The following is a 24,721-nucleotide window of genomic DNA, read 5'->3' as shown; positions in this document are numbered from 1 at the left end:
AAAAACAGAGGACGGATTGTACAGCATGGGCCGGGTCGGCCCTGAAAAGGCGGCGGCGGCGTCCCGTGTTACGACAAGTGACGCCGCCGGCTCGCTTAGTGCTTCAGGCCGCGCCAGCCGATATCGCGGCGGAACTGGGCGCCATTGAAATGGATCTTGTCGACGTTTTCATAGGCCTGCTTTTGCGCCATCTTGACGCTGTCGCCCAGCCCCACCACGCACAGCACGCGGCCGCCATTGGTGTGCAGGGTAGTGCCCACTGCCGTGGTGCCGGCGTGAAAGGTGACGCATTCGGCCGTTTCGGCGGGAATGCCGGTGATGACGTCGCCCTTCCTTGGATCGTCCGGGTAGCCGGCGGCGGCCATGACGACACCGACGGCGGTGCGGCGGTCCCATTCGAGTTCGACGGCGTCTAAGGTGCCGTTGACGGCGTGTTCCATGACGGTGACCAGGTCCGATTTCAGGCGCGCCATGATGGGCTGGGTTTCCGGGTCGCCCATGCGGCAGTTAAATTCGAGCGTTTTTGGATTGCCGGCGGCGTCGATCATCAGGCCGGCGTACAGAAAGCCGGTAAACACGATGCCATCCTTGGCCATGCCATGGATGGTGGGGTTGATCACTTCGCGCATCACCCGCGCGTGCATGGCCGGGGTGACGATGGGGGCCGGCGAATAGGCGCCCATGCCACCCGTATTCGGGCCTTCGTCGTGGTCTTTCAAGCGCTTGTGGTCCTGGCTGGTGGCCAGTGCCAGCACGTTTTTACCGTCGCACATAACAATAAAACTGGCTTCTTCGCCGGCCAGAAATTCTTCGACGACGATGCGGGCGCCAGCGGCGCCGTGGGCGTTATCGAGCAGCATGTCGTCAGCCGCGGCGTGCGCTTCGGCCAGCGTCATTGCCACCACCACGCCCTTGCCGGCCGCTAAACCATCGGCCTTGATGACGATCGGCGCGCCCATCTGGTCGATGTAGGCGTGGGCCAGGGCGACATCGGTAAACGTCTGGTAGGCGGCGGTGGGGATGCCGTGGCGCTGCATGAAGGCCTTGGCAAAATCCTTCGAGCTTTCCAGTTGCGCCGCTTCCTTGGTGGGGCCGAAAATTTTCAGCCCGCGGCCACGGAACAGGTTGACGATGCCGGCGGCCAGTGGCACTTCCGGGCCCACCACGGTCAGGCCGATGTGCTCGGCCTGGGCGAAATCGGCCAGCGCGTGCGGGTCGCTGAGATTGACGTTGACGAGGCGGTTGTCGCGCGCCGTGCCACCGTTGCCGGGGGCGACGTAGACCATCTGGATGCGTTCCGATTGGGCCAGTTTCCAGGCAAGGGCGTGTTCGCGGCCGCCGGCGCCGACTACCAGAATTTTCATGCGTATTTACTCTTCGATCAAAACGTTGGTATAGACTTCCTGGACGTCGTCGAGGTTTTCGAGGGCATCGAGAATTTTTTGCATCTTGATGCCATCGTCGCCGCCAATCACGGTTTCGGTGGCCGGTTTCATGATGATCTCGGCCACTTCGGCCTTGAAGCCGGCCTTGTCGAGTGCATCCTTGACGGCGGCGAAGGCGAACGGGTCGCACAGCACCTCGAAGCCGCCTTCGTCGTCGGCGATCACATCGTCGGCGCCCGCCTCGAGCGCCGCTTCCATCAAGCGGTCTTCATCGACACCGGGGGCGAACAGCAGCTGGCCGCAGTGCTGAAACATGAAAGCGACCGAGCCTTCGGTGCCCATGTTGCCGCCGTGCTTGTTAAATGCGTGGCGCACTTCGGCCACCGTGCGCACGCGGTTGTCGGTCATGCAGTCAACGATGATGGCGGCGCCGCCGATGCCGTAGCCTTCGTAGCGCACTTCTTCGTAATTGGCCCCTTCGAGGCTGCCCGAACCGCGCTGGACGGCGCGCGTGACATTCTCTTTTGGCATGTTGGCATCGGCCGCCTTGTCGACCGCCAGGCGCAGGCGCGGATTGGCGTCAACGTCGGCGCCGCCCATGCGGGCAGCAACGGTGATTTCCTTGATCAGGCGCGTCCAGACTTTGCCGCGCTTGGCATCGGTGGCGGCCTTCTTGTGCTTGATGTTGGCCCATTTGCTGTGTCCAGCCATGTCGAAACTTCCTTCAGCGGTATGCGGATGAGGGCCGCATTTTACCATGGGGGCGGCGCCGGTTAGCGCCTTCGGTGCCTCCAGCTGCTCCCTGAACGGGGCGATTGGCTGATGGCCCGGGCGATTTCGCCGTACAATTATTCCATGAGCAAATCTGCAACACCTATTTTGGCTAACGGCGCTGTGCCCACTGCATCGGTGGCCGGTGGCCTGGCCATTGCCATCCTCGGCGCCATCCTGTTTTCCACCAAGGCCGTGGTGGCCAAGCTGCTCTACCGCTACCATATCGACGCCGTCACCCTGATTGCCTTTCGCATGCTGTTCTCGCTGCCGGTGTTCGCCGCCGTGGCGCTGTGGCAGATGCGGGTCGGGCCAGCGCTCTGCAACAGCGATCGCTGGCGCCTGCTGGCGCTGGGCTTGATTGGCTATTATTTGTCGAGCTTCCTCGATTTTCTCGGCCTCCAGTATATTTCCGTCGGACTCGAGCGGCTGATCCTGTTTTTGACCCCCACCTTCGTGCTGCTGGCCACCGCCCTGCTGTTCAAGCGCCACATCGGCCGGGCCCAGTGGGCTGCGCTGGGGCTGTCGTATTGCGGCATCGTGCTGGTATTCGTGCACGATCTCGCTGGCGGTGCCGGCAGCACGGTGCTCGGTGCGCTGCTGGTGCTGGGCTCGGCCATCAGCTATGCCGTGTATTTACTGTTTACCGGCGAGATGGTGCAGCGCATCGGTTCGCTGCGGCTGGTGGCGTACGCCATGTGTGTTTCCAGCGTCGCCTGCATCGCCCAGTTTTTCGTCCTGCGCCCGGCGGCGCTGTTGATCCAGCCGGCACCGGTGTACTGGCTGTCGCTGGTCAATGGCGTGTTTTGCACCATTTTTCCGGTGTTCATGACCATGCTCGCCGTGCAGCGGATTGGCGCTGCCAGCGCGTCGCAGGCGGGCATGATCGGCCCCGTGTCGACCTTGTTCCTCGGTGCGCTGGTGCTGGGCGAAGCGATCACGGCCATCCAGCTGGCCGGCACTGCCCTGGTGATCGGCGGGATTTATATGCTGTCCAAAAAACGATAAGGAAATCATGCCCCCACGCATCGCGCTCATTGCCCACGATATGAAAAAAGACGATATGGTGGCCCTGGCCATCGAATATGCCCCCTTTTTGCGTGGCTGCACGCTGATGGCCACTGGCACCACCGGCGCCCGCCTGATCGACGAAGTGGGCCTCGATGTTGAACGCAAGCTGTCGGGCCCGTGGGGCGGTGACTTGCAAATCGGCGCCGAGCTGGTGTGCGGGCGCATCGATGCCGTGATTTTTTTGCGCGATCCGATGACGCCGCAACCGCACGAACCGGATATCAACGCCCTGGTGCGTTCCTGCGACGTCCACAACATCGCCTGCGCCACCAACCTGGCCAGCGCCCACCTGGTGCTCACGCAGCTGGCGGCGTGCGCACTGTCATTGCAGTAAGCACCTACAACCACAGACGGAGATCGACATGACACAGACAAGCAAGGCAATCCGCATCAGCCGCACCGGCGGCCCCGAAGTGCTCGAACTGGTGGACGTCGAAGTGGGCGAGCCGGACCCGGGCGAAGCGCGCGTGCGCCAGCACGCCGTCGGCATCAATTACATCGATGTGTATTTCCGTTCCGGCCATTATCCGCAGGCGCTGCCGGCCGGTGCCGGCATGGAAGGCGCTGGCGTGGTCGAGGCCATCGGCGCAGGCGTCACCGAAGTGCAGGTGGGTGACCGCGTGGCCTATGCGGGCCGGCCGACGGGCGCCTACGCGCAGCTGCGCAACATGCCGGCGGCAATTTTAGTGCGCCTGCCCGACAGCATCGATTTTGAAACGGGCGCGGCGATGATGCTGCAGGGCTTGACGGTGCAATACCTGCTCAACCGCACCTACAAAGTCAAGGCCGGTGACACCATCCTGTTCCACGCCGCCGCCGGCGGGGTCGGCCTGATCGCCTGCCAGTGGGCGCGCGCCATCGGCGCCAAACTGATCGGTACGGTGGGCTCGGACGAGAAAGGCCAACTGGCGCTGGCGGCCGGTGCTGCCCACGTCATCAATTACAACCGCGAAAATTTTGTCGAGCGCGTGCTCGCATTGACGGACGGCGCCAAGGTGCCGGTGGTCTACGACTCGATCGGTGCCGACACTTTTATTGGCTCGCTCGACTGCCTGCAGCCGCTCGGCATGATGGTCAGCTTCGGCAGCGCTTCCGGCCCGGTGCCGCCGTTTTCGCTGCAGGAACTGGCCTCGCGCGGCTCCCTGTTCATCACCCGGCCCACGCTGTTTTCGTACGCCGCCAAGCGCGCCGATCTGGAAGCGATGGCGGCTGAACTGTTTGCGATGGTGGCCAGTGGCAAGGTAAAAATTGATATCAACCAGCGTTACCCGCTGGCCGAGGCGGCGCGCGCCCATGCGGAGCTGGAAGCGAGAAAGACGACAGGCTCGTCGATTCTGCTGCCGTAAAAAAAGCGCGGACGGCGGCTTGCCGTCCGCGGGCTCAGTTTTTCTGTTCCTTCAGCACGATCACGCGGGCCGCGCCATTCGGTCCCGGAAAGCCTTCGAAAGCGCTTTGCACCAGCGCCGGCATGATGGCCGGCGTTGACGACTCGTTGCTGGTGTTGTGCACGGTGACATCGAACAGCGGCTTGCCATCGGCGGCCGCGCGGATCGCTACCTGCACATCGCGCTGGTAGCTGTGGCGCTCGACGACCTGATAGCCGGCCGGACCACCCCAGAACGGATCATAGAAGCCGCCATAGTAGGCCGCGCCGAAATGGCGGCGGTACGGGCTCCAGCCGTAGCGGGCCGAGCTGCCAAAGAAGGGATCGACGGCCTGCACCACGCGCACCGGCACATCAATGGTGCGAAAGCGCATTTTGACTTTCAGAGCCGCATCGGCACCCGCTTCCTGGAAGCCCAGGCGCGTCAGCTGGCCGCGCACCAGGTCGAGGTAGCTGCGCACTTCGAGGGTGTCGTCGTCCGGCGCCGGGGCGTCGATCGAATAGGTTTTGCTGGTCTGCTGCGCCGGCCACTGGTGAAAGGTGGTGACGTCGCTGCGGATGGTGGTGGCACAGCCGGTCAGCAGCAGGGTGCAGACAGCCGCTGCCGCCGTAATCAAACGTTTCATGACGTTCTCCATATGCATTGTGGTTCCTCAGGCCAGTGTACGGTCCACACTGTTGAAAGGCAAAAGATTTACAGAATGTTACTGCGCTTGACAGCGCGCACCCGATCAACGGTGGGACTGTGCGGCGCCGCTCTTGGTAAAATAGCCGCTCGCTCACTTGCACGACTGGTTTTATCATGCGCACAGACACTTCCCAGACGATCTACCGCAGCGATTACACGCCGCCCGCCTACCTGGTCGACACCGTCGAACTGGGCTTCGACCTCGATCCGGCGCGCACGGTGGTGGCCAACCGCCTGACCATGCGCCGCAATCCCGACGGTGTCGGTCGCCAGATCGATTTGTATGGCGAGAACATTGAACTGGTAGCACTGCGTATGAATGGGGTGGCCCTGAGCCGCCGCCAGTACCGTATCGAAGGCAATATGCTGCATATCGCCAACGCGCCCGATGCCGTCGTGCTGGAAATCGAGACCACCTGCGCGCCCGGCCTGAACACGACGCTCAATGGCTTGTACTGCTCGAACGGCAATTTCTTCACCCAGTGCGAAGCCGAAGGTTTCCGCGCCATCACGTATTTTCCTGATCGCCCCGATGTCATGGCCATCTTCACCGTCATGCTGCGCGCCGACAAGGCCGCGTATCCGGTGCTGCTGTCGAACGGCAACCTGGTGGAGCAGGGCGATCTGGCCGATGGCCGCCACTACGCCAAGTGGGAAGACCCGTTCCGCAAGCCCTCCTACCTGTTCGCACTGGTGGCGGCGCGCCTGGTCTGCCAGGAAGAAACCTTCCAGCTGGCCGATGGCCGCGACGCCCTGCTGCAAGTGTGGGTGGAAGACGGCAATCTCGACAAGACTGATTACGCCATGCAGTCGCTCAAGAACAGCATCCGCTGGGACGAACAGCGCTTTGGTCTCGAGCTCGACCTTGACCGCTTCATGATCGTTGCCGTCAGCGATTTCAACATGGGCGCGATGGAAAACAAGGGTTTAAATATTTTTAACACCAAGTACGTGCTGGCCAATCCACGCGTGGCCACCGATGCCGATTTTGCCGGCATCGAGGCGGTGGTCGGTCACGAATATTTTCACAACTGGACCGGCAACCGGGTCACTTGCCGCGACTGGTTTCAACTGTCGCTCAAGGAAGGCTTGACGGTGTTCCGCGACCAGGAATTTTCCGCCGACATGATCGGCACCGCCAGTGGGCGCGCCGTCACCCGCATCGACCAGGTGCGCACCCTGCGCCAGGCCCAGTTCCCCGAAGATGCCGGTCCGATGGCGCACCCGGTGCGGCCCGATTCCTTCGTCGAAATCAATAATTTTTACACGGTGACCATTTACGAAAAAGGCGCCGAAGTGGTGCGCATGGTGCAGACCCTGATCGGCCGCGATGGTTTCCGCCGCGGCATGGATCTGTATTTCGCCCGTCACGACGGCCAGGCCGTCACTTGCGACGATTTCCGCGCCGCCATGGCCGACGCCAGCGGCCGCGACCTGTCGCAGTTCGAGCGCTGGTATAGCCAGGCCGGCACCCCGCTGGTCAAGGCAAGCGGCCGCTACGATGCCAGCGCCCATACTTACGCGCTGACCTTGACGCAGTCATGCCCCGCCACGCCGGGCCAGCCGACCAAGCTGCCTTTCCATATTCCGCTGGCCGTCGGCCTGCTCGGCGCCGATGGCGGCGACTTGCCGCTCTCTGTGAATGGCGCAAGCGGCGCCAGCGGCGCCACCACGGTGGTACTGGAACTGACCACGGCCAGCGCAACGTTTATCTTCGACGGCATCGACGAGGCACCGACGCCGTCGCTGCTGCGCGACTTTTCCGCCCCCGTGCTGCTCGAGGTCGACTACACGGATGCGCAATTGCTGCACCTGTTCAGCCACGACAGCGACGCCGTCAGCCGCTGGGAAGCCGGCCAGCGCCTGGCGATGGCGCGCCTGCTGTCGCTCACTGCCGCCATCGAAGACGGGCTTGCCCCCCGCATCGACGCAACGTTCATCGACGCGCTGCGCAAGCTGCTGGTCGACGACAGCCTCGACGCTGCCTTCCGCGAGCAAGCCATGCTGCTGCCGTCAGAAACCATCATTGCCGAGCGTCTGCCGGTGGTCAATCCGCAAGCGATCCACACGGCCCGCCAGTTCATGCGCGCCGCCATCGGTGACGCCCTGCGCGCCGAATTGACGGCGCAGTACCACGCCAACCTGACGCCGGGCGAATACAGCCCGGACGCCATCGCGGCCGGCCGGCGCGGCCTGAAAAACCTCTGCCTGTCGTACCTGAATGCGGCGGCCGACGCTGCCAGCTGGGCGCTGGCGCAAGCGCAGTTCAACGACGCTGGCAACATGACCGACCGCGTCGCTGCCCTGCAGGCGCTGGTGCACGCGCAGGCCAGTGGTGCCCATGCCGCCCTGCACGCCTTTTATACTGATTTTGCCGGCGAAGCGCTGGTGGTCGACAAGTGGTTCGCCATGCAGGCGGCGGCGCCCGACAACGATGTCGAGGCGGTGCGCGCGCTGATGCGCCACCCGGCGTTTAATATCAAGAATCCGAACCGCGCGCGCAGCCTGATTTTCAATTTTTGCGGCGGCAATGCGGCGCAATTTCACGCCATCGACGGCAGCGGCTACGCCTTCTGGGCCGAGCAGGTGATCGCCCTGGACGCCCTCAACCCGCAGGTGGCCAGCCGGCTGGCGCGGGTGATGGACCGCTGGCGCCGTTACACCCCGCATTTGCAGGCCCACATGTTGCAGTCGCTGCAGCAGGTGGCGGCGGTGGCCACGCTGTCGAGCGATGTGCGCGAAGTGATCAGCAAGGCGCTGGCTGACTCACCACACTAGGCCCCACCACTACACGCTGTATTTTTTCACCCATACCAACAAAAGGATGTTCATGAAACGCGTCAGTCTCACGCAGTACCTGGTTGAAGAGCAACGCCAGCACAACTCGATTCCGGCCGAGTTGCGCCTGTTGATCGAAGTGGTCGCCCGCGCCTGCAAGACCATCAGCCACTCGGTGGGCAAGGGCGCCCTCGGCGACATCCTCGGCAGTGCGCACACGGAAAATATCCAGGGCGAAGTGCAAAAGAAACTCGACGTGATTTCCAACGAAATTTTGCTCGAAGCGAATGAATGGGGCGGTCACCTGGCCGCGATGGCCTCGGAAGAAATGGAATCGATCCACCAGATCCCGAATCGTTACCCGATGGGCGAATACATGCTGCTGTTCGACCCGCTCGACGGTTCGTCGAACATCGACGTCAACGTCTCGATCGGCACCATTTTTTCCGTCCTCAAAGCGCCCGAAGGCATGGGCACGCCCACCGAAGCTGATTTCATGCAGCCTGGCAGCGCCCAGGTGGCGGCCGGTTACGCCGTCTACGGCCCGCAAACCATGCTGGTGCTGACCACCGGAAATGGTGTGAACTGTTTTACCCTCGACCGCGAGATGGGTTCGTGGGTGCTGACCCAGCGCGACATGCAGATTCCGGCCGATACCAAGGAATTTGCCATCAATATGTCGAACCAGCGCCACTGGCACCCACCGGTGCAAAAATACGTCGACGAATTGCTGGCCGGCGATGGTGGCGTGCGTGGCAAGAATTTCAATATGCGCTGGGTGGCCTCGATGGTGGCCGACGTCCACCGCATCCTCAGCCGCGGCGGCGTCTTCATGTACCCGGCCGACACCCGTGACACCGCGATGCCAGGCAAGCTGCGCCTGATGTACGAAGCGAACCCGATGGCCATGATCGTCGAACAGGCGGGCGGCGCCGCCACCGACGGCCAGCAGCGCATCCTCGACATCGTCCCGCACAAGCTGCACCAGCGCGTGCCGGTGTTTTTGGGCTCGAAAAACGAGGTGGACATCGTCACCGCGTACCATGCAGCGTAAATAAATAGGACAAAGTGGCTGGTTTGCCCTGTTGGCACTGGTAAAAACAGGGCAATCCTTGCTAGAATACGGCTCGCCGCCGATTTAGCTCAGTTGGTAGAGCAGTTCATTCGTAATGAAAAGGTCGCCAGTTCGATTCCGGCAATCGGCACCAGAATACCGCAGCAGGCAGTAAAAAAAATAAGTTGCAAGAAAACCAAAAACCCGTTCTCCTTCCAGGAGCGCGGGTTTTTTATTGTCCACTGCAGCAGCGATCTGCCGACACCCAGAGCGCTGTGATCAAGCAGAACCTCAACGCCGAAGGATGACAACCGTGCCAGCAGCGAATTTGGCCCCCCGCGCCGACCTGTATTTACCGCTGTCGCCACCGCTCGCGCGCGTATTCTGGTTGTTGGCGGCCCTGGTCCTGTGGCTGTCCCTGAGTGCCTGTTGCGACGCCATCCTGGTGTTTAACGACGCCACCACGGGGCAGCCTGGCGATCTGAAAACCGTCACCTTCACGATCGTCGAGGTCGCCCGCCGCACGCCCAATTTCAAAGTGCGATTGAGCGATGGCGCGACCGCCTCGCTGTCATTTCCCGATCGGCGGGGCGGCAATCCCAAAGGCGGCCTCGAGATGGTGCAGATCAGCAGCGACGCCAGAGAACAGCTGACCGGCTGCGTGGCCACGGCAAAGATCAGGTCGGTATTTAGCGCGTACGGCAGGAGAAACCAGGTATGGGATCTCGACTGTCCGCAAGCGCATCTCCACTACGGCCCTGCGGTGGCGGCAAGCGCGATCAGAGCGCATCCGCGCGTTGACCTTGTGGTCAATCTGCTATTTGCCGTATTCTTCCTGTGCAGTGCTGCCGTGTTGGCTGTGTTCGCCCGAAAGCTGGCGCAAACGAGCGCAGTGCTTCCCCGGGCATGACGGCAATCGGATCGGAAAAAAGGCAAAAATGCAGCTCCTTGAGAAAATGAAAGTGCCACGGCTGTTGCTGGTGACGGCAGTGAGCGTCGCTGTCAGTGGCTGCGCGTTTGGCTTTAATAAACAAGGGTTTTATTGCACCGAAGGGCCGGTATCGGATGCCACGCCTTCATGCTTCCGAACGACGGCACCGGCGAAAGCGGCGCAACCGGCAACTGCCGTTGCGCCCGAAGTAGCGCTAAAACCACCAATTTGACGGAGTCACCCCCATGCTTGATCGATTGCTTGCCTGCGCCATTCTCGCTTTCAGTTACGGCCTTGCCTGCGCGCAAACAGCGCCACCAGCCAATTACGAAAGTTGGGGCATTTGTCCGTTTGAATGCTGCACCTATCGCCAGTGGCGTGCCGATGCTGACATTCCCGTGCACCAGGATCGCAACGAACACTCCGCTGTCGTTTTCAGATTGCACCGTGGCGAGGTCGTCGATGGCGTCACCGGCGTGGTGGTGGCAGAAAAGGCGGGCGCCATCACTATCTCGCGGGCGCTCCGCGACGGCTATATCGACGGCAGCGCGCAGCCCCAACTTTCGCTGGCCGCTGGTGACGTCATCTACATGGTGTCGCCGCTGGGGGAGGGCGCCTATCTATTCTGGTATCAGGGCAAGGTCTATAAAAGCGGCACTGATCTTGCGGGCATGCCCGGGGTCGATGCAGGCGCGGCCAAATTCGTTTGGTGGAAACAGGTCAGAAATTCCGCCAGCAAAAGCGGCTGGACCCGCTCCGAAAAATTCAAGGCGGTAGACGCCTGCGGCTAACCGTCTTTTCATTTCGGCATTACAGCGACAGCGCCATCTTATTTGGCCACCGCCCTGGTCAAGGCATCCAGAAAGCGCTGTCCTTCATACAGCGACTGCACACTGAGCCGCTCGTTGAGGCCGTGGATACCGCTGCCATTGGCTTCCTTGATGAGACCGCTGATTCCGTAGGTCCAGATACCCGCCACGTTCAGGTAGCGGCCGTCAGTGGCGCCCACTGCCATGGTAGGGATCAGCGGCACGCCGGGCCAGTAGATCTGGCTCAGTGCTTGTACCGTGCTCATCAGTTCGGCGTTGAGCGGCGGCGCCGGCGCCACCACGGCCGTACCCAAAGGGGTCACCTCGATCTGTGGATCGGCCAGCACCGTCTCGAGGGTGCGGCGCACGTCGGCCGGTTGCTCGCCGGGCAGGATGCGGCAATTGACAGTGGCCTGGGCACGCTGTGGCAGGGCATTGGTGGCGTGGCCCGCGGTGAGCATGGTGGCCACGCAGGTGGTGCGCACGCTGGCGTTATAAAAGGCATTCGCCTGTGCCAGCCGCTGCAGCGCTTGCGGGTCGGGCACGGCGGTCAGGATCGCTTGCATGTCGGCACCGATCTGGCCGCCGATGGCGGCGGCGCTGCGCTCGAAATAGCTGCGCGTGGTGGCCGTCAGACGAAACGGAAAGCTGAACTTGCCCAGGCGCGCCAGCCCGTCGGCCAGGTGGTAAATCGCATTGTCGGGCACCGGCAGCGAACTGTGGCCGCCCTTGTTGCGTACTTCCAGCGTGTAGCTTTGAAAGATTTTTTCGCCAGCCTGGATGCCGTGGCTGAGCAGCTCGCCGTCGGCTGACTGCGACAGCGAACCGCCCTCGGCAAACGCCAGTTCAGCATCGATGAGCGGCCGATGGTGCTTGAGCAGATAGTCGACACCATCAAATTCGGACGGGATGGTTTCTTCATCGCAGGTCAGGGCCAGGATCAAGTCGCGCGCTGGCTGCCAGCCGGCGCGCTTGTAGGCCATCATGTTGGTGACAAAAATTGCCGCTTGCGCCTTGTTGTCGAAGGCGCCGCGCGCATAAAAATAGCCGTCTTCCTCGACCAGTTTGAACGGGTCGCGGGTCCAGTCGTCGCGCTTGGCTTCGATCACGTCGAGGTGCGCCAGAAGCAGCAGGGGCCGCCTGGCGCCGCTGCCCTTCAGGCGCGCCACCAGCATGCCCTTGGCGGGGCCGCCGGGTGGCACGATCAATTGCATGTCGGCGTCGGCGTAGCCACTGTGCCTGAGCCGGGCCGCCATGGCCTGGGCCGCCACCGTGCAACTGCCAACCGAATTGGTGGTGTTGATTTCAACGAGTTCCTGGTAGACCGAACGCAGTTCGCGCTGCGCTGGTGCCGTGGTTTCGGCAAGCGCCTGCTGGCAATGCAGGGCCGTCATGATCATCGAAACGCAGGCAAGATGGGTGAACCTGCACATGGCGATCCTCTTTAGCATGGAAGAGTTCGATCATAGGCCAGAATCGGCGCTGATCATAGCAACATGCCAATTGTTTGTCGGCGCGCCGCCCTGCGCGCGTGCCCGTTCAGGCAAACACATCAATGAATCCACCGTGGCGCGCGCCCGCGCCTGATGCTCCCGTGGTTGGCGCCGCCGGCGCCTCGCTGTTGCCATCGAGCTGGGCCAGGCGCTGCTGCACCTGGCTGATGCGCGCGCTGATGGTGTCGATATCGGCCTTGCCTTGCGGTGTCTTGGCCGAGGCGCAGTTGACGCAATCGGACAATTGATGCTCGTAGCGTTGCAGCTGCGCCTGCAAACTGGCCGGCGAGGGTGTGCTGGCGCCCGCCGCATAGGCCGTCGCTGCGCTGCCCGTGGTGATCGAAATGCTCATGTGGATCTCCTGCGCAAACACCCGGCCACAGGGCCGGGCGGGACGCTTATTTTTTGGCGCTGTCACCGTTAGATATTGAAGAGTTCGCTTTCCGCTCTGCGCAGTCGAAATCCGGTGACGCGACGTTCCCCGTCCAATTTCAACAACCGCGAACGGTTCACTACTGAACGTGGACAGCGCCTATTTTTTCATTTCATCTTTTTTCATCTCGTCTTTTTTCATGGCATCCTTTGACATCGCGTCCTTGCCCATCGCATCTTTTTTCATGCCATCCTTCTTCATGGCATTGTTGGCCATGGCATCTTTTTTCATACCATCCTTGGCCATTTTGTCGTCATGCATGGCGGGCTTTTTCATCGCATCTTTTTCCATCGCATCTTTCTTCATGGCGTCCTGCGCGTGGACGGCGGCGGACATGGTCAGGCAGGCGGAGAGCAGTGCAAGGGCGAGTCGGTTCATGATGGTTCCTTGAAAGTTAATTGAAACAACGTTAAACAGCAGGTGCGACGATGAAGGCGGCCCGGACAGGCAATCGATGGACGATCAACTGCCGCCGAACCAGTTATACCCCTGGTCTTCCCAGTAGCCGCCAGGGTAGGTATTGGTGACAAAAATAGCCTGGATGTGTTTTGGATTCTTGTAGCCGAGCTTGGTAGGCATGCGCAGCTTCATGGGAAAGCCGTAGCGCGGCGGCAAGGCAGCGCCGTCATAGGTCAGCGCCATCAGCGTTTGCGGATGCAGCGCGGTGGCCATGTCGATGCTGGTGAAATAGTCGTCGGCGCATTGGAAGCCCACGTATTTCGCGCTCAGGTCAGCGCCCACCACCCGTAAAAAATGGGCGAACGGCACTCCGCCCCATTTGCCGATGGCGCTCCAGCCTTCGACGCAGATATGGCGTGTCACTTGTGCTTGCTGCGGCATGGCGCGCAATTGCGCCAGCGTCCAGCTGTTGCGCCTGGCCACCAGGCCACTCAGTTCGAGGCGCCAGTCGTCGCCGTTGACGCTGCGAACCTCGTCTTCGCCGTAGTACGCATTAAAGGGGAAGGGCCGCGTGATCATGCTGTCAGGATAGGTCGGCGCCAGCCGGGTGGGATCGAACAGCAGCGCCTGCGCGCGGTCGTTCAGGCGCGAGATACCGGTCAGCGCCGCATCGATGCTGTCCTGGTCGCTGATCGAGCAGCCGGTCAGCAGGGTCAGGCCGCCCAGGCTCAGGCTGCGCTGCAGGAAGGCGCGCCGCGATGGCTGCGCAATTCTGGCGATGCCGTCGGCCAGCATGGCGGCGCCGTCGACGGGGATGACAATCTGGCGTTTTTTAAATAGTTGCATGATTTAATTTTTCCTTCAACCAACTAGCGACCGCGCAGCATGGCCAGCAGGGTGCGCGGCACCAGGGCCACCATGACGAGGTGGATGACGATGAAGGCGCACAGGCCGCTCATCGCAAAAAAATGGATATAACGGGCCACTTCATAGCCACCCAGCAGATCGCGCAACAGGGGAAATTGCACCGACTTCCACAACACCAGGCCGCTGAGCACCAGCACCACGCTGTCGAGCATGACAAACAGATAGGCCAGCCGCTGCACGCTGTTGTAATGGCGCAGGTCGGCGTGCGCCAGGCGGCCCTTGAGCGCCGCCCCCAGTTCGCCCAACAGCTGGCGTGGCGTGATGGGAAAAAACTGCCGGCGCAGGCGGCCTGAAAACAGGTTGATGGCCAGGTACAGCACGCCGTTGGCCATCAGCAGCCACATGGCGGCGAAGTGCCATTGCAAGGCGCCGCCCAGCCAGCCGCCAAGGGTGATGGTCGCTGGAATATCGATACCCAGAAAGCGCGTCGCATTGTAGATACGCCAGCCGCTACCGATGAGCAGGACGACGGCCAATGCGTTGAGCCAGTGCGTCAAGCGCAGCCAGCGCGGGTGGATGGTGGCGGTGCTGCCGCAGTCGCGGCCCATCACAGCATCCCCGCCGAGGGCGCCAGACATTGCGCCGTGCTCACCGCTTGCACGATGCGCCCGTCGGCGCCCTGCACGAAGGCCACCGCCTGCAGGCGATCGCGCCGCCATGCGGCCGGCAGCGGCACTTGCTGGTGCACGCGAAGGTGACCCTGCTCGAGCGCGAACGGCCCCAGCCACAGGCGCACGGTATCGTCATGCTGCAGCGTGACGCCGCTGTTTTCGCCGCGTCGCACTGGCGAGAGCAGGCCACTTTCGCTTACGGCCAGATACAGCGCGCCGGCGGCGGGCGCGGCAGTGGTGCTGACCGTGGCGCGGACCGTGGCGTCGAGCAGCAGGGTGGCGGCAGCCGTGCTGGTCTGCAGTTGTATCGTCAATGGCGCCGGGCGCGCATTGGTGCGCCGGATTTCGGCCGGGAGCGCGGCGCGCCACTCGCGCACTTCTTTGCCATTGACGAAAAACTGTGGCGTGTAGGCGACCTGCCTGCGGCCCATGGTCAGCAGCGCGTGCTGGCGTGCATCGAAACGCGCTTGCGCAAACACGTCCTTCCAGCCGATCTGGTCCCAGTAACTGACGTGCAGCGCCAGCGGCACCAGCACGGCATTGGCGTCCAGCTGGCGGCGCAGGGTGCGCAGTTGCAAGTCCGCCGGCGGGCAACTCGAGCAGCCTTCGCTGATGTACAGTTCAACCAGCGCGGCGGTGGCGCGGCCGCTGGTCGCTTCGCACACCGCGCCCGCAGACGCGGCCGGGGCGCAGCAAAAGGCGGCGGCAAGAACGAGCAGGAGGGCGGGCGTGGCTACGGTGTGCATGGATGATCGCCTTGGTTGACGGTGCAAGGTAATTCGCCACGGTCGCTCGATTGGTTACAGCGCCGTCCAAATTTTTTTTATAATTTATTTTTTTCCTCCGCTGTTACCAAAGGCGCCGATGCAACGTACTAACCAGGGCAATGTTGAGGTCAATGCAGGGGTGACGGCACTGCGCCATACCGAACTGCGCCTGCATGCGCTGTTCCTGCAAGGGCGCGACGGCGATGCGCAGGCGTACCGGCTGTTTTTGCAGGCGACGGCGACCCATTTGCGCGCCTATTTGCGGCGGCGGCTGGTGCGCTGGCCCGATCAGGTGGAGGACTTGGTGCAGGAATCGTTGTTGGCGATACACAATCAGCGCCTCAGCTATGACACCGCGGTGCCGCTGACGGCGTGGATGCACGCGATCGCCAGGTACAAGCTGATCGATTGGGTGCGCCGCCATGCGCGCAGCGAAGGCTTGCACGAACCGCTCGACGACGATAGCGCGCTGTGTGCCAGCGCCGATCACGAGGCCGGCGATGCGCGCCGCGACCTTGCCACCTTGCTCGACGCACTGCCCGCCAAGCAGCGCGACGCCATTATTTTTACCAAGCTCAACGGCTTGTCGGTACGCGAGGCCGCCGCTGCGCTGCACATGTCGGAGGCGGCGCTGAAGGTGTCGGTGCACCGCGGCCTGAAGACCCTGGCGATCACATTAAGAGGCACTGCATGAAAACGGATGAATTGATCGCCATGCTGGCCAGCGGGCCCGATGTGGCCGTTGCAGCGCCGCCGTGGCGGCGCACGCTGTGGCCGCTGCTGGCGGGCTTGGCAGCGAGCATGGCCATCATGCTGGCCATGCTGGGCCTGCGCCCCGACCTGGCGCAGGCGGAGCGTCAGCAAGCATTTTGGCTCAAGCTGCTGTTTTCGGTGGCGCTGGCCGCTGTCAGCTGGCTGGCGGCGCGGCGGCTGGCCGCGCCCGGCGCGCGCATCAACACGCTGCCGCTGTGGATCGGCACGCCGCTGTTGCTGCTCTGGTGTGTGGCAGCGGCAACGCTGCTGGGCGCCGCGCCCGAGTCGCGCGCCAGCTTGTTCTGGGGCAGCACCTGGCGCGTCTGTCCCACGCTGATCGCGCTGATATCGCTGCCGATGTTCGCCGCCGCGCTGCACCTCATGCGCGGCCTGGCGCCGACCCGCCTGCGGCTGGCCGGCGCTGCCGCCGGACTGGCAGCGGGGGCCGCTGCCGCCGCGCTGTATTGCCTCCATTGTCCGGAAATGAGCGCCGTGTTTGTCGGCTTCTGGTACGTCGCCGGCATGCTCATTCCAACCGCGCTGGGTGCCTTGATCGGACCGCGCGTGCTGGCCTGGTAGGGGGGCTGGCCGCGCCGTTTTTTGTACTACGAGCGGCTGTGCCGCAGTTCGATGATGAAGCAGCCCGGTTCGGCCTGAAGCGTGCTCTTCGCCGGCGCCCTGGCCTGCGCGCGCACGGTGCCGGCGCTGGCACCCCACTGATCGAGTTGCCAGCGGCCGTCCGGGTCTTGTTGCAGGATATACGCCTGCTGGTCTTGCGGCGGCGTGATCCAGCGCCGCAGCGCCGGCGACGGCGCCAGCGATGCCAGTTCATGCCACAGGTCGCTGGCAGTGGCGCCATTGCGAATCCACGCCTGGCGATAGGGCATGCCGCGCGCACTGGCGCCGATCAGCCAGCCGCCGTCGAGCGGCAGCAAACCCTTGCGCCCATCGCCGCTGCCAGCGCCTACCCTGGCGTATCGAAAGCCCATCTTGCCTGTACCTTTGTAATGACGGCAAACAGGCGTTGCCGCGCGCTGGCCGGTGTGTTCATGGGGAAGCATGCCACAAATCGTCACAAGTCATGGCTGGATATGAAACGTTTTATGGCGCCATACCAATCAATCGGCGCTGGCCAGGATAACTGTTGTTTTTAAGGTGACCGCGGCCGCTGTGGCAGCACGGGCGTGGCGCGCCGGGCCAGCCTTGCCGACAATTGCCGGCAGAAAATGGTTAGTGGTCACAGCGGCGCCCGGATCGGCCAAGGATCGACTAGTATACGGCTTGGTTTTGAGGCTTCCGCACTTCTGCACGACATTCAATGCTGCCATGAGTTTAGTTCTGCCCACCGTTACTCCCTCCACTGCGCCCGCTGGCGAGACGGCCGCGCGCCAGGCCGCACGGCATCCGTGGCGCCGCCGTGGCCCGCTGCTGGGCGTGGCGATCGTCATCGCGCTTAGCGCCGGCGTGGTACTGGCGCAGGTGATGCAGCAGCCAGCGACGCCGGCGCTGCCCGCGCGCGCCACGCCGGTGGCGGCAGCGGTGGCGGCCCCGGCGCCGGTCAAGGCCGATCTGGTGGCCGTTCAGCGCGGCACGCTGCAAGCGAGCGTCGATGCTGCTGGCAAGTTGCAACTTTATAAATTTGTCGATGTCAGTGCGCAGATCGCCGGCCAGGTCAAGGACGTGCTGGTGGCAGTGGGCGATAACGTCAAGGCCGGCACCCTGCTGGTGGACATCGTGCCCACCGTGCAGCCGACCAAGGTGGAAAGCCAGCGCGCCCAGATGGCCAGGCTGCAGGCGGAACTGGCCGACCAGCGCGCCCAGCTCGACTACGCCGAACTGCAACTGAAACGCCAGACCCAGCTCAAAGCGCAGAACGCCACCCGCGAGGATGCCTTCGAGTCCAGCCGCATGGGCGTCACGTCGGCCAGCGCCCGCGTCGATTCGATCAATGCGCAGATCCGCCAGCTCGAGGCCAACCAGAAAATCGACGAAGACAGCCGCCAGCACGCGCAGGTGCTGGCCTCGATGGATGGCACGGTGGTGGCCATCAATGTCCATCCGGGCCAGCCAGTCGGGCCAGGCAGCAACCAGCTGGCGCTGCTGCGCATTGCCGATCAGAGCAAAATGACGGTGCAGGCGCGGGTCGCCGAAATCGACGTCACCCGCTTGCGCAAGGGCATGACGGCGAGCTTTAGCACGCCTGGTTATCCGGGCCAGCGCTGGTCGGGCAAGTTGCGCCAGGTGATGCCGATTCCCGCTGACGGCACCGGCGAGCAGGGCAAGGAGACGTTTTATAACGTCGTCTTCGACGTCGCCAACCCCGATCAGCAGTTAATGAGCGGCATGAGCGCGCAGGTGCGCTTTGCCGTCGGCCAGGCCGAAGACACCGTCGTACTCGCTGCGCGCGCGCTCGGTGTGCCCGATGCCGATGGCGTCTACAGCGTCCAGGTGCGCGATGCCAACGGCCAGTTCAGTGGGCACCGCGTGCGCACCGGGCTGCGCAACCGCGAACAGGTACAGGTGCTGGCGGGCCTGGCCGTCGGTGAGCAAGTCCTGGTGGGCAAGCTGCCGCCCATGCCCATGCCCATGCCCGCGCCCGGTGTCGCCCGGCCAGCCGCGGTGGCGGCGGTCGGCGCTGGCGCGGCGTCAGCCTTATGAAGGCGTCGCGCCGCCCTGCGCGGTTTTCGGTGGTATCACTGATCGCGCTGGCATCGTTGACCGCGCTGGCCGGCTGCGCCAACAAGGTCACGCTGCCCGAGCTGCCGCCATCGGTGGACGTTCCGGTCAGCTGGAGCAATAGCGCCCGTCGCGGTCTGGCCGACCGCATCGATGCCGATTGGTGGAAGCGCTTCGGCAACGCCGAGCTGACCACCCTGGTCGCGGCCGGACAGGGTGGCAACCTCGATTTGAGCGCGGCCCGTGCCCGCGTGCGCCAGGCCGAGGCGCAAGCGCGGATTGCCGGTGTGCAGCTGCTGCCGACCGTCGATTTCTCCAGCGGCGCCAGCCGCGATGTACCGATCGGCAATGGCTCGGCCAGCACCTCGGCCAACAGCTGGATCTCGACCGCCTACGAGGTCGATTTCTGGGGCAAGAACGAGGCCAGCGTCAAGGCGGTCGATGCGTCCCTCAAGGCCAACCGCTATGATCGCCAGACGGTGGCCCTGACCACCACCAGCGCCATCGTCGCCGTCTACCTGCAGGTGCTGTCGCTCAACGACCGCCTCGATATTGCAGACGAACACGTTGAGAATGCGGAAAAAGTGCTGGCGCTGATCGGGGCCCAGCGCGAAGCCGGCTCCGCCTCCACGCTCGACCTGGCGCGCCAGCGCTCGGCCGTCGCCGGTCTGAAGGCGGCCATTCCCGATTTGCAGCAGCAGGCGCGCGAGGCGCTGTCGGCGCTGGCGATCCTGCTGGGCCGCCAGCCGCAGACGTTTACCATCGAAAATCATGGCCTCGACAGCGTGGTGTTGCCGGACGTCACGCCCGGTCTGCCGTCCGAGCTGCTGTCGCGCCGGCCTGATATTTTGCGCGCCGAAGCGGTGCTCGAGTCCGCCAATGCCGACGTGGTTGCCGCGCGCGCCGCCCTGTTCCCCCGCATCCGCCTGACCGGCGCCGCCGGCGTCCAGAGCAATGCCTTGCTGGCCCTGTTCAATGGCCCGAATCTGCTCGCCAGCGTGGGCGCCTCGCTGGTGGCGCCGATTTTCGATGGCGGCCGCCTGAAAAGCGAGCGCGATCTGGCCATCGCCCGCAAGCAGGAACTGGTGCAGGTGTACCGCGCCACGGTGGTGTCGGCGCTGTCGGAGGTGGACAATGTGCTGGGCCAGATTCGCACCATCGATGAGCAGCGCCGCCTGAAGTCGACTGAAATGGAACAGGCGCGCATCGCCAACGACCTGGCGCAGATCCGTTACAAGGTGGGTGCCGAAGACTTGATGACCGTGCTCGACACCCAGCGCGCCATGTCCGACGTGCAGAACGAACTGGGCATGCTCAAATTAAAACGCTTGCAGGCGACCGTGTCGCTGTTCAAGGCACTCGGCGGTGGCTGGCGTGATGAAGGCGGCAAGGAAACCCCGGCCGACAAGGACCCGGGCGAGCGCCGCGAGCAGGCGCAGCAAGGCAGCGACGGGCGCGGCAGCAAAGGTTGATCGCTGGCCGTACAAATGGTCAGCGCCAGCTGCCAGTGCTGATGGCGCGTTTGAAGTGCGGGCTTGCAGTGCAAGTGCGCAGCGAGGGTGCCAAGCGCGCGAGCTCAGTGAGCGTTCTAACTGCAAGCCCTCAGCGAAAATCTGACCTGCAAGCCCTAACCGCGCCGCCCGCTGATTTCAATAATAAACCGGATGGATTCAGTCGCGCCGTCTGACGGTTCTGCAAGTTGGGCAGCTTCGGGCGGGGTGCCATTGGCAGCCGGTTCGGCGTGCCATGGATGACTGAGCCAGGAGCCATCGGCTTCTTTGTGCAAAATGAACACTTCGGACGCCTGCGTCGCCTCGGCCGGTGCCGCCGTGCCTGTGCGCGCGGGCAAGGGGGCGACGATGGCCATGTCAGACCAGAAATCGTAGGATGCATCGTTGGCGTGCCGTTGCAGCCAGGCGGCGCAGCTTGGCAAACTCAGTACACGCACGCCTCCCTTGGCGCCGCGCCAGTGCGCCACATCACGGTGGATGTCGGAGTGCAGTCGGGAATACTGGTAGCTCATGTGTGCCGGACGCTTGCTGAACGTTGAAATCATCGATTTGCTCAAGTCTGACGGTGACGTCGGCCAAGAGTTCAACCAATCTCAAAATAAAACCGCGTGCCGTGCACGCCGCAGTGGCAGTGTAGCCACTCACTTAAATTATGTCCACATGGAAATAAAGATATCCACATAAAAATAATTATCACTATGGCAGCGGGAATCCTGCGAGAACGCCGATATTGGCGACAAGTTCCGCTCTGTTAGTCAACGCACAGTGACAAGCTTGTCGATCCTTTATTTTAAACACATGCACATCGATGCGATGCAGTTAAAAGTTTAGATCGTCTTTTAATACGCAATCGAGCAACAGTAGCGGGGCTGCATGGGCGGCCTTTCACCACATTATTTGATAAGGATGTCATCATGGATCAGCAAAAATCGAACAACGGTAATCAGGGCAATGCCGGTCGTGAAGGCGCAGGCAGCAGCATGGGAAAGGATTTGAGCAACGCCGCCGACAGCGCCATTGACAAGGCGCGCGATACCGGCAAGGACCTCGGCCGTGACATCAGCAGCGCCGCCGGCTATGCCGCCGACAAGGCAAAGGAACTGGCGCGTGATGCGTCCGGTGCCGTGCAAACGGGCGCTACCGACATACACAATAAAATTGATCAGGCGGTCGATGCTGCCAAGCCCATCGTCGAGCGCATGGCCAGCAGCGCCCACGCCGGCGTCGACAAATTGTCTGGCGCGATCGCCGGCGCCACCGATGGCCTCGACGCCAAGGGCCGCCAGCTGACCCAGGCCGCCCGTGCCTTCGCTGACAGCGGTCGCGGCTATGTGCGTACCAGTCCAGCCACCTCGGTGCTGGTGGCACTCGGTGCCGGCTACCTGCTGTCGAAGTTGCTGGGCAGCCGCCGCTAAGCTGGCATTGCCGCCGCCCTCGATCCGCCAGGGTAGCGTGTGTGTTGACAACAATGACCCCGATCGGGGTCATTTTTTATGTTTGAACCGCAACTGCCTCGGCATTTGTGTCATTATAAAGTTGCCCTGTCACAATTCATCAGCCTTCGTGGCGGTTGCCAGGCGGTGCAGGAATTCCTGCGCAGCAATGCATTGCTGCGCAGAGTGCCTTTGCCACCAGGACTGCCGTTTCTCGCGGCCGGCTCACGCCGGCATGTCCAACCGCCGGTCTGACCGCGCTTTTTGCCATTGTCCCCATGCTCAATCATCTGACCATCAAAACGCGTTTAATTTTTGCCATCGGCGTGCTGGCGGCCGCGTCCGTGCTGGTGGGCGGGTTCGGCCTGTACAGCCTTGCCGTGACCAACGCTGCCCTCAAGACGGTCTACGACGACCGCCTGGTCGCCATGGCCGAACTCGGTGAGGTGCTTACCAAAATCCAGGAAAACCAGAGCGCCCTGGCGATTGCCGCCAGCGGGCCGGCGGCGGGCATGCCAGTGGCCATCGAACAGGTCAGCAAGCGCATCGCTGAAATTTCGGCGCTGTGGGACAGTTACATGGCCACCTATTTGACCGAGGAAGAAAAAGTACTGGCCAAGCGCTTTGCCGACAGCCGCGGCCGCTTCGTGGCGGAAGGCCTCAAGCCCATCCTGGCGGCGCTGCGCAGCGGCGACCAGGCGGCGGCGCTGGCCATCGTCCAGGGGCCACTGGTGAACACCTTCAAGCCGGTGCGCGAAAATATGCGCGCGCTGGTCAAGCTGCAGGTCGATGTGGCGAAGCTGGAATACGACGCCGCCGTGGTGCGCTACCAGCGCGCGCGCACGCTGGCGATCGTGCTGGTGGCGCTGTGCGTGGTGTTTGGCATCACCGTCGGCGCCTGGCTGATTGGCGGCATCGGCCGCTCGCTTAGTCAGGCTTTGCAGGTGGCCAACAGCGTGGCCGCTGGCGACCTCACCACGCGCATCGACATCGCCTCGCACGACGAGATCGGCCAGTTGCTGATCGCCTTGCAAAAAATGAATGGCGGCCTGGTCGATATCGTCGGCCAGGTACGCAGCGGCACCGAGTTGATCGCCACCGCGTCAGGCCAGATCGCCGCCGGTAACCAGGATTTGTCGAGCCGCACTGAACAGCAGGCCAGTTCGCTCGAAGAGACGGCCGCATCGATGGAAGAACTGACCTCGACCGTGCGGCAGAATGCCGACAATGCGAGACAGGCCAATGTGCTGGCGGTGACAGCGGCGTCGGTGGCCTCGAAAGGGGGCGAAGTGATCGGCCAGGTGGTGCAGACGATGGCAGAGATCAATACGTCCTCGCGCAAGATCGTCGACATCATCAGCGTCATCGATGGGATCGCTTTTCAAACCAATATTCTGGCGCTCAACGCGGCGGTCGAAGCGGCCAGGGCAGGCGAGCAGGGCCGTGGCTTTGCCGTTGTCGCCAGCGAGGTTCGCAACCTGGCGCAGCGCTCGGCGGCGGCGGCCAAAGAAATCAAATCACTGATCGGTGACTCGGTTGAGCGCGCCGATGCTGGCAGCATGCTGGTCAACGAGGCGGGCAAGACCATGCATGAGATCGTCAACAGCGTGCGCCATGTGACCGACATCATGGCCGCCATCACCGCGGCCAGCCAGGAACAGACCGCCGGCATCAACCAGATCAATCAAGCCATCACCCAGATGGACCAGGTGACCCAGCAGAACGCCGCGCTGGTCGAGCAGGCCACAGCAGCCGCCGAATCGATGCAGGACCAGGCGGCCAGCCTGGCGCTGGTGGTCAGCGCCTTCAAGCTCAGTTCGCCTGCAGTGGCGCCGCACCGCGACCCTGCGGCGCGGCTGCGGCTGAAGCACTAGGGACACTTATATGGACGTCCCTTGGATTGCAAGCTTTAGCAGCATAAAAAGTCAACGGAGGTTGCAGTCGGATTAATTCATGACGGCCGCCTCGGCACACGAAAAAAGCGCCCAGCTGCGTTGCAAATCCTCACCATGCCCCGGCATGTCTGCGGTATTGCGCCTTGCCGAGCACCTTTTTCGGGACCGATTCCATCCGCCAGAATACATCAGTGCCTCCCTAGCGCACGCTCTGGATCAAAAAGCTGTCCTGGCGACAGGTGTTTTGCGAGCGGCGGACTTCTGCTGCGCCGCAGGTCAGCGGCGTGCCGGCCTTGTCGTAGCAGGCGTGGATTTCGCTCAAAAAGCGCCCGCCGGCGGCGCAAAACGGCAGCACCGCATTGTCGGGCAGGCGCGGATTGGCCGCGCGGAAGGCGCCGATGAAGTCGCCGTAACTGCTGCGCAGCGCTTGCGCCGGTCGCATGTACGCCGCTGGAATGCGCAGCTGTTCGACCAGCCTGGCCGACAGCGCGAAATACGCCGGCGGCGGCAGGCCCGAGCAAGTGCCATGCTTGCGCCACTCGTGCTCGATCAATGTGGGCGATGGGTACAGCGCGCTGTAGCGGGCGGCATCGGCGTCGCTGAGGGGTTCGTTCGAACAGCTTTGCGGATAGCCGCGCTGGTATTGCGGCCACAAACCATGCAGCACGAAGCCGGCCTGGCGTCCCGGCGCGCACTGGCGCGGATCGTCATGGGTGGCGCAAAAAGCGGGTGACCATGACAGCGCCACCGCATAGTAATCGAAGCGCCCCGGCTCGCCTTCACTGCGCTCGCCGCCATGTTTGGCGCCGTAGGCAGGCGCGCCGCAGGCCAGTGCCGTTAGCAGCAGGGTCAGTGCCAGCTTGCTGGTGTGCTTGTCAATCCATGCCATCGCCGTCTCCGGTGTTTATGATGGCTGCATTGTAGCGTTAGCGGGCAGGGGAAATGCCGTTCA

The 24,721-nt window shown here is 63.1% G+C and carries 26 protein-coding genes and 1 tRNA gene; 14 read left to right on the top strand and 13 right to left on the bottom strand.

Translation table 11 applies throughout. From position 1 onward, the window contains the following. Positions 1 to 95: 95 nt before the first annotated feature. Positions 96 to 1,364, bottom strand: a complete 1,269-nt coding sequence (gene purD, locus ACP7BZ_RS04035) for a phosphoribosylamine--glycine ligase (protein ID WP_426110356.1) — start codon at positions 1,362 to 1,364, stop codon at positions 96 to 98. A 6-nt stretch (positions 1,365 to 1,370) separates the two neighbouring features. After that, positions 1,371 to 2,096 carry a YebC/PmpR family DNA-binding transcriptional regulator gene (locus tag ACP7BZ_RS04030; RefSeq protein WP_426110355.1) on the bottom strand — a complete coding sequence of 242 codons (726 nt, stop codon included), beginning with the start codon at positions 2,094 to 2,096 and terminating at the stop codon, positions 1,371 to 1,373. A 144-nt stretch (positions 2,097 to 2,240) separates the two neighbouring features. Here ACP7BZ_RS04030 and ACP7BZ_RS04025 point away from each other — a divergent pair, with 144 nt between their 5' ends. From ACP7BZ_RS04025 to ACP7BZ_RS04015, 3 genes are read left to right on the top strand one after another with little or no spacing between them, the layout of a single operon-like run. After that, positions 2,241 to 3,164: a DMT family transporter gene (locus tag ACP7BZ_RS04025; protein WP_426110354.1), complete on the top strand. Its 924-nt coding sequence runs from the start codon at positions 2,241 to 2,243 to the stop codon at positions 3,162 to 3,164. Between the two features lie 7 nt (positions 3,165 to 3,171). Beyond that, positions 3,172 to 3,561, top strand: coding sequence for a methylglyoxal synthase (locus tag ACP7BZ_RS04020; protein WP_426110353.1), 390 nt, complete (start codon positions 3,172 to 3,174; stop codon positions 3,559 to 3,561). A gap of 28 nt (positions 3,562 to 3,589) precedes the next feature. After that, a complete protein-coding gene (locus ACP7BZ_RS04015) occupies positions 3,590 to 4,573 on the top strand; it encodes a quinone oxidoreductase family protein (RefSeq protein WP_426110352.1) in 984 nt (327 codons plus the stop codon). Between the two features lie 34 nt (positions 4,574 to 4,607). Here ACP7BZ_RS04015 and ACP7BZ_RS04010 read toward each other — a convergent pair whose 3' ends face one another. Beyond that, positions 4,608 to 5,237, bottom strand: a complete 630-nt coding sequence (locus ACP7BZ_RS04010) for a DUF4136 domain-containing protein (RefSeq protein ID WP_426110351.1) — start codon at positions 5,235 to 5,237, stop codon at positions 4,608 to 4,610. 176 nt (positions 5,238 to 5,413) lie between these two features. Between ACP7BZ_RS04010 and pepN the strand changes: the two genes are divergently transcribed. The 5 genes from pepN (at position 5,414) to ACP7BZ_RS03985 (ending at position 10,853) form a co-directional block, all read left to right on the top strand. Beyond that, the gene (gene pepN / locus ACP7BZ_RS04005) at positions 5,414 to 8,077 is read left to right on the top strand and encodes an aminopeptidase N (protein ID WP_426110350.1); all 2,664 of its coding nucleotides are present in this window, start codon (positions 5,414 to 5,416) and stop codon (positions 8,075 to 8,077) included. 52 nt (positions 8,078 to 8,129) lie between these two features. Further along, positions 8,130 to 9,131, top strand: a complete 1,002-nt coding sequence (locus ACP7BZ_RS04000; RefSeq protein WP_426110349.1) for a class 1 fructose-bisphosphatase — start codon at positions 8,130 to 8,132, stop codon at positions 9,129 to 9,131. Between the two features lie 78 nt (positions 9,132 to 9,209). Continuing rightward, positions 9,210 to 9,285: transfer RNA gene (locus ACP7BZ_RS03995), tRNA-Thr, on the top strand. A 159-nt stretch (positions 9,286 to 9,444) separates the two neighbouring features. After that, positions 9,445 to 10,041 (top strand): hypothetical protein, encoded by a 597-nt coding sequence (locus tag ACP7BZ_RS03990; RefSeq protein WP_426110348.1) that lies wholly within the window; start codon positions 9,445 to 9,447, stop codon positions 10,039 to 10,041. Between the two features lie 266 nt (positions 10,042 to 10,307). Beyond that, the gene (locus ACP7BZ_RS03985) at positions 10,308 to 10,853 is read left to right on the top strand and encodes a hypothetical protein (protein ID WP_426110347.1); all 546 of its coding nucleotides are present in this window, start codon (positions 10,308 to 10,310) and stop codon (positions 10,851 to 10,853) included. A gap of 38 nt (positions 10,854 to 10,891) precedes the next feature. On the opposite strand, the gene ACP7BZ_RS03980 is transcribed toward ACP7BZ_RS03985, so the two are convergent. The 6 genes from ACP7BZ_RS03980 to ACP7BZ_RS03955 all read right to left on the bottom strand — a co-directional run bounded on the left by ACP7BZ_RS03980 (position 10,892) and on the right by ACP7BZ_RS03955 (position 15,480). Then, positions 10,892 to 12,304, bottom strand: a complete 1,413-nt coding sequence (locus ACP7BZ_RS03980; protein ID WP_426110346.1) for a M20/M25/M40 family metallo-hydrolase — start codon at positions 12,302 to 12,304, stop codon at positions 10,892 to 10,894. 106 nt (positions 12,305 to 12,410) lie between these two features. After that, positions 12,411 to 12,716 (bottom strand): hypothetical protein, encoded by a 306-nt coding sequence (locus ACP7BZ_RS03975; protein ID WP_426110345.1) that lies wholly within the window; start codon positions 12,714 to 12,716, stop codon positions 12,411 to 12,413. A 180-nt stretch (positions 12,717 to 12,896) separates the two neighbouring features. After that, a complete protein-coding gene (locus ACP7BZ_RS03970) occupies positions 12,897 to 13,175 on the bottom strand; it encodes a pentapeptide MXKDX repeat protein (RefSeq protein WP_426110344.1) in 279 nt (92 codons plus the stop codon). A gap of 84 nt (positions 13,176 to 13,259) precedes the next feature. After that, positions 13,260 to 14,042: a molybdopterin-dependent oxidoreductase gene (locus tag ACP7BZ_RS03965; RefSeq protein WP_426110343.1), complete on the bottom strand. Its 783-nt coding sequence runs from the start codon at positions 14,040 to 14,042 to the stop codon at positions 13,260 to 13,262. A 23-nt stretch (positions 14,043 to 14,065) separates the two neighbouring features. Beyond that, positions 14,066 to 14,671, bottom strand: a complete 606-nt coding sequence (locus ACP7BZ_RS03960) for a cytochrome b/b6 domain-containing protein (protein ID WP_426110342.1) — start codon at positions 14,669 to 14,671, stop codon at positions 14,066 to 14,068. Further along, on the bottom strand, positions 14,671 to 15,480 hold the full coding sequence (locus ACP7BZ_RS03955) for a DUF1223 domain-containing protein (protein ID WP_426110341.1): 810 nt from the start codon (positions 15,478 to 15,480) through the stop codon (positions 14,671 to 14,673). Before ACP7BZ_RS03955 ends, ACP7BZ_RS03960 begins: the two co-directional genes overlap by 1 nt. 118 nt (positions 15,481 to 15,598) lie before the next feature. On the opposite strand from ACP7BZ_RS03955, the gene ACP7BZ_RS03950 reads away from it, so the two are divergent. Then, positions 15,599 to 16,195, top strand: coding sequence for a sigma-70 family RNA polymerase sigma factor (locus ACP7BZ_RS03950; protein WP_426110340.1), 597 nt, complete (start codon positions 15,599 to 15,601; stop codon positions 16,193 to 16,195). Continuing rightward, positions 16,192 to 16,833, top strand: coding sequence for an NrsF family protein (locus ACP7BZ_RS03945; protein ID WP_426110339.1), 642 nt, complete (start codon positions 16,192 to 16,194; stop codon positions 16,831 to 16,833). The genes ACP7BZ_RS03950 and ACP7BZ_RS03945 overlap by 4 nt, the downstream gene beginning before the upstream one ends. A gap of 26 nt (positions 16,834 to 16,859) precedes the next feature. On the opposite strand, the gene ACP7BZ_RS03940 is transcribed toward ACP7BZ_RS03945, so the two are convergent. Both ACP7BZ_RS03940 and ACP7BZ_RS03935 read right to left on the bottom strand, forming a co-directional pair. Further along, positions 16,860 to 17,243: a hypothetical protein gene (locus tag ACP7BZ_RS03940; RefSeq protein ID WP_426110338.1), complete on the bottom strand. Its 384-nt coding sequence runs from the start codon at positions 17,241 to 17,243 to the stop codon at positions 16,860 to 16,862. Positions 17,244 to 17,372: 129 nt separating this feature from the next. Next, positions 17,373 to 17,582 carry a hypothetical protein gene (locus ACP7BZ_RS03935; protein WP_426110337.1) on the bottom strand — a complete coding sequence of 70 codons (210 nt, stop codon included), beginning with the start codon at positions 17,580 to 17,582 and terminating at the stop codon, positions 17,373 to 17,375. Here ACP7BZ_RS03935 and ACP7BZ_RS03930 point away from each other — a divergent pair. Together ACP7BZ_RS03930 and ACP7BZ_RS03925 are read left to right on the top strand one after the other, a co-directional pair. Further along, positions 17,581 to 18,912: an efflux RND transporter periplasmic adaptor subunit gene (locus ACP7BZ_RS03930; protein WP_426110336.1), complete on the top strand. Its 1,332-nt coding sequence runs from the start codon at positions 17,581 to 17,583 to the stop codon at positions 18,910 to 18,912. The two genes, ACP7BZ_RS03935 and ACP7BZ_RS03930, sit on opposite strands and share 2 nt — an antisense overlap. Positions 18,913 to 18,941: 29 nt before the next feature. Then, on the top strand, positions 18,942 to 20,402 hold the full coding sequence (locus ACP7BZ_RS03925) for an efflux transporter outer membrane subunit (RefSeq protein ID WP_426110335.1): 1,461 nt from the start codon (positions 18,942 to 18,944) through the stop codon (positions 20,400 to 20,402). 155 nt (positions 20,403 to 20,557) lie between these two features. Here ACP7BZ_RS03925 and ACP7BZ_RS03920 read toward each other — a convergent pair whose 3' ends face one another. Beyond that, positions 20,558 to 20,986 (bottom strand): hypothetical protein, encoded by a 429-nt coding sequence (locus ACP7BZ_RS03920; RefSeq protein WP_426110334.1) that lies wholly within the window; start codon positions 20,984 to 20,986, stop codon positions 20,558 to 20,560. Positions 20,987 to 21,355: 369 nt separating this feature from the next. Between ACP7BZ_RS03920 and ACP7BZ_RS03915 the strand changes: the two genes are divergently transcribed. Next, positions 21,356 to 21,856, top strand: a complete 501-nt coding sequence (locus tag ACP7BZ_RS03915; RefSeq protein ID WP_426110333.1) for a hypothetical protein — start codon at positions 21,356 to 21,358, stop codon at positions 21,854 to 21,856. Between the two features lie 296 nt (positions 21,857 to 22,152). Then, positions 22,153 to 23,748: a methyl-accepting chemotaxis protein gene (locus ACP7BZ_RS03910; RefSeq protein WP_426110332.1), complete on the top strand. Its 1,596-nt coding sequence runs from the start codon at positions 22,153 to 22,155 to the stop codon at positions 23,746 to 23,748. Between the two features lie 220 nt (positions 23,749 to 23,968). On the opposite strand, the gene ACP7BZ_RS03905 is transcribed toward ACP7BZ_RS03910, so the two are convergent. After that, a complete protein-coding gene (locus tag ACP7BZ_RS03905) occupies positions 23,969 to 24,658 on the bottom strand; it encodes a ribonuclease T2 family protein (protein ID WP_426110331.1) in 690 nt (229 codons plus the stop codon). Between the last annotated feature and the right edge of the window lie 63 nt (positions 24,659 to 24,721).

This window comes from Massilia sp. PWRC2, from assembly GCF_049896725.1.
Classification (GTDB): domain Bacteria; phylum Pseudomonadota; class Gammaproteobacteria; order Burkholderiales; family Burkholderiaceae_D; genus JAFCUW01.
Note: the sequence above shows the minus strand (reverse complement) of the source record. Positions and strands in the feature narration are given on the sequence as shown.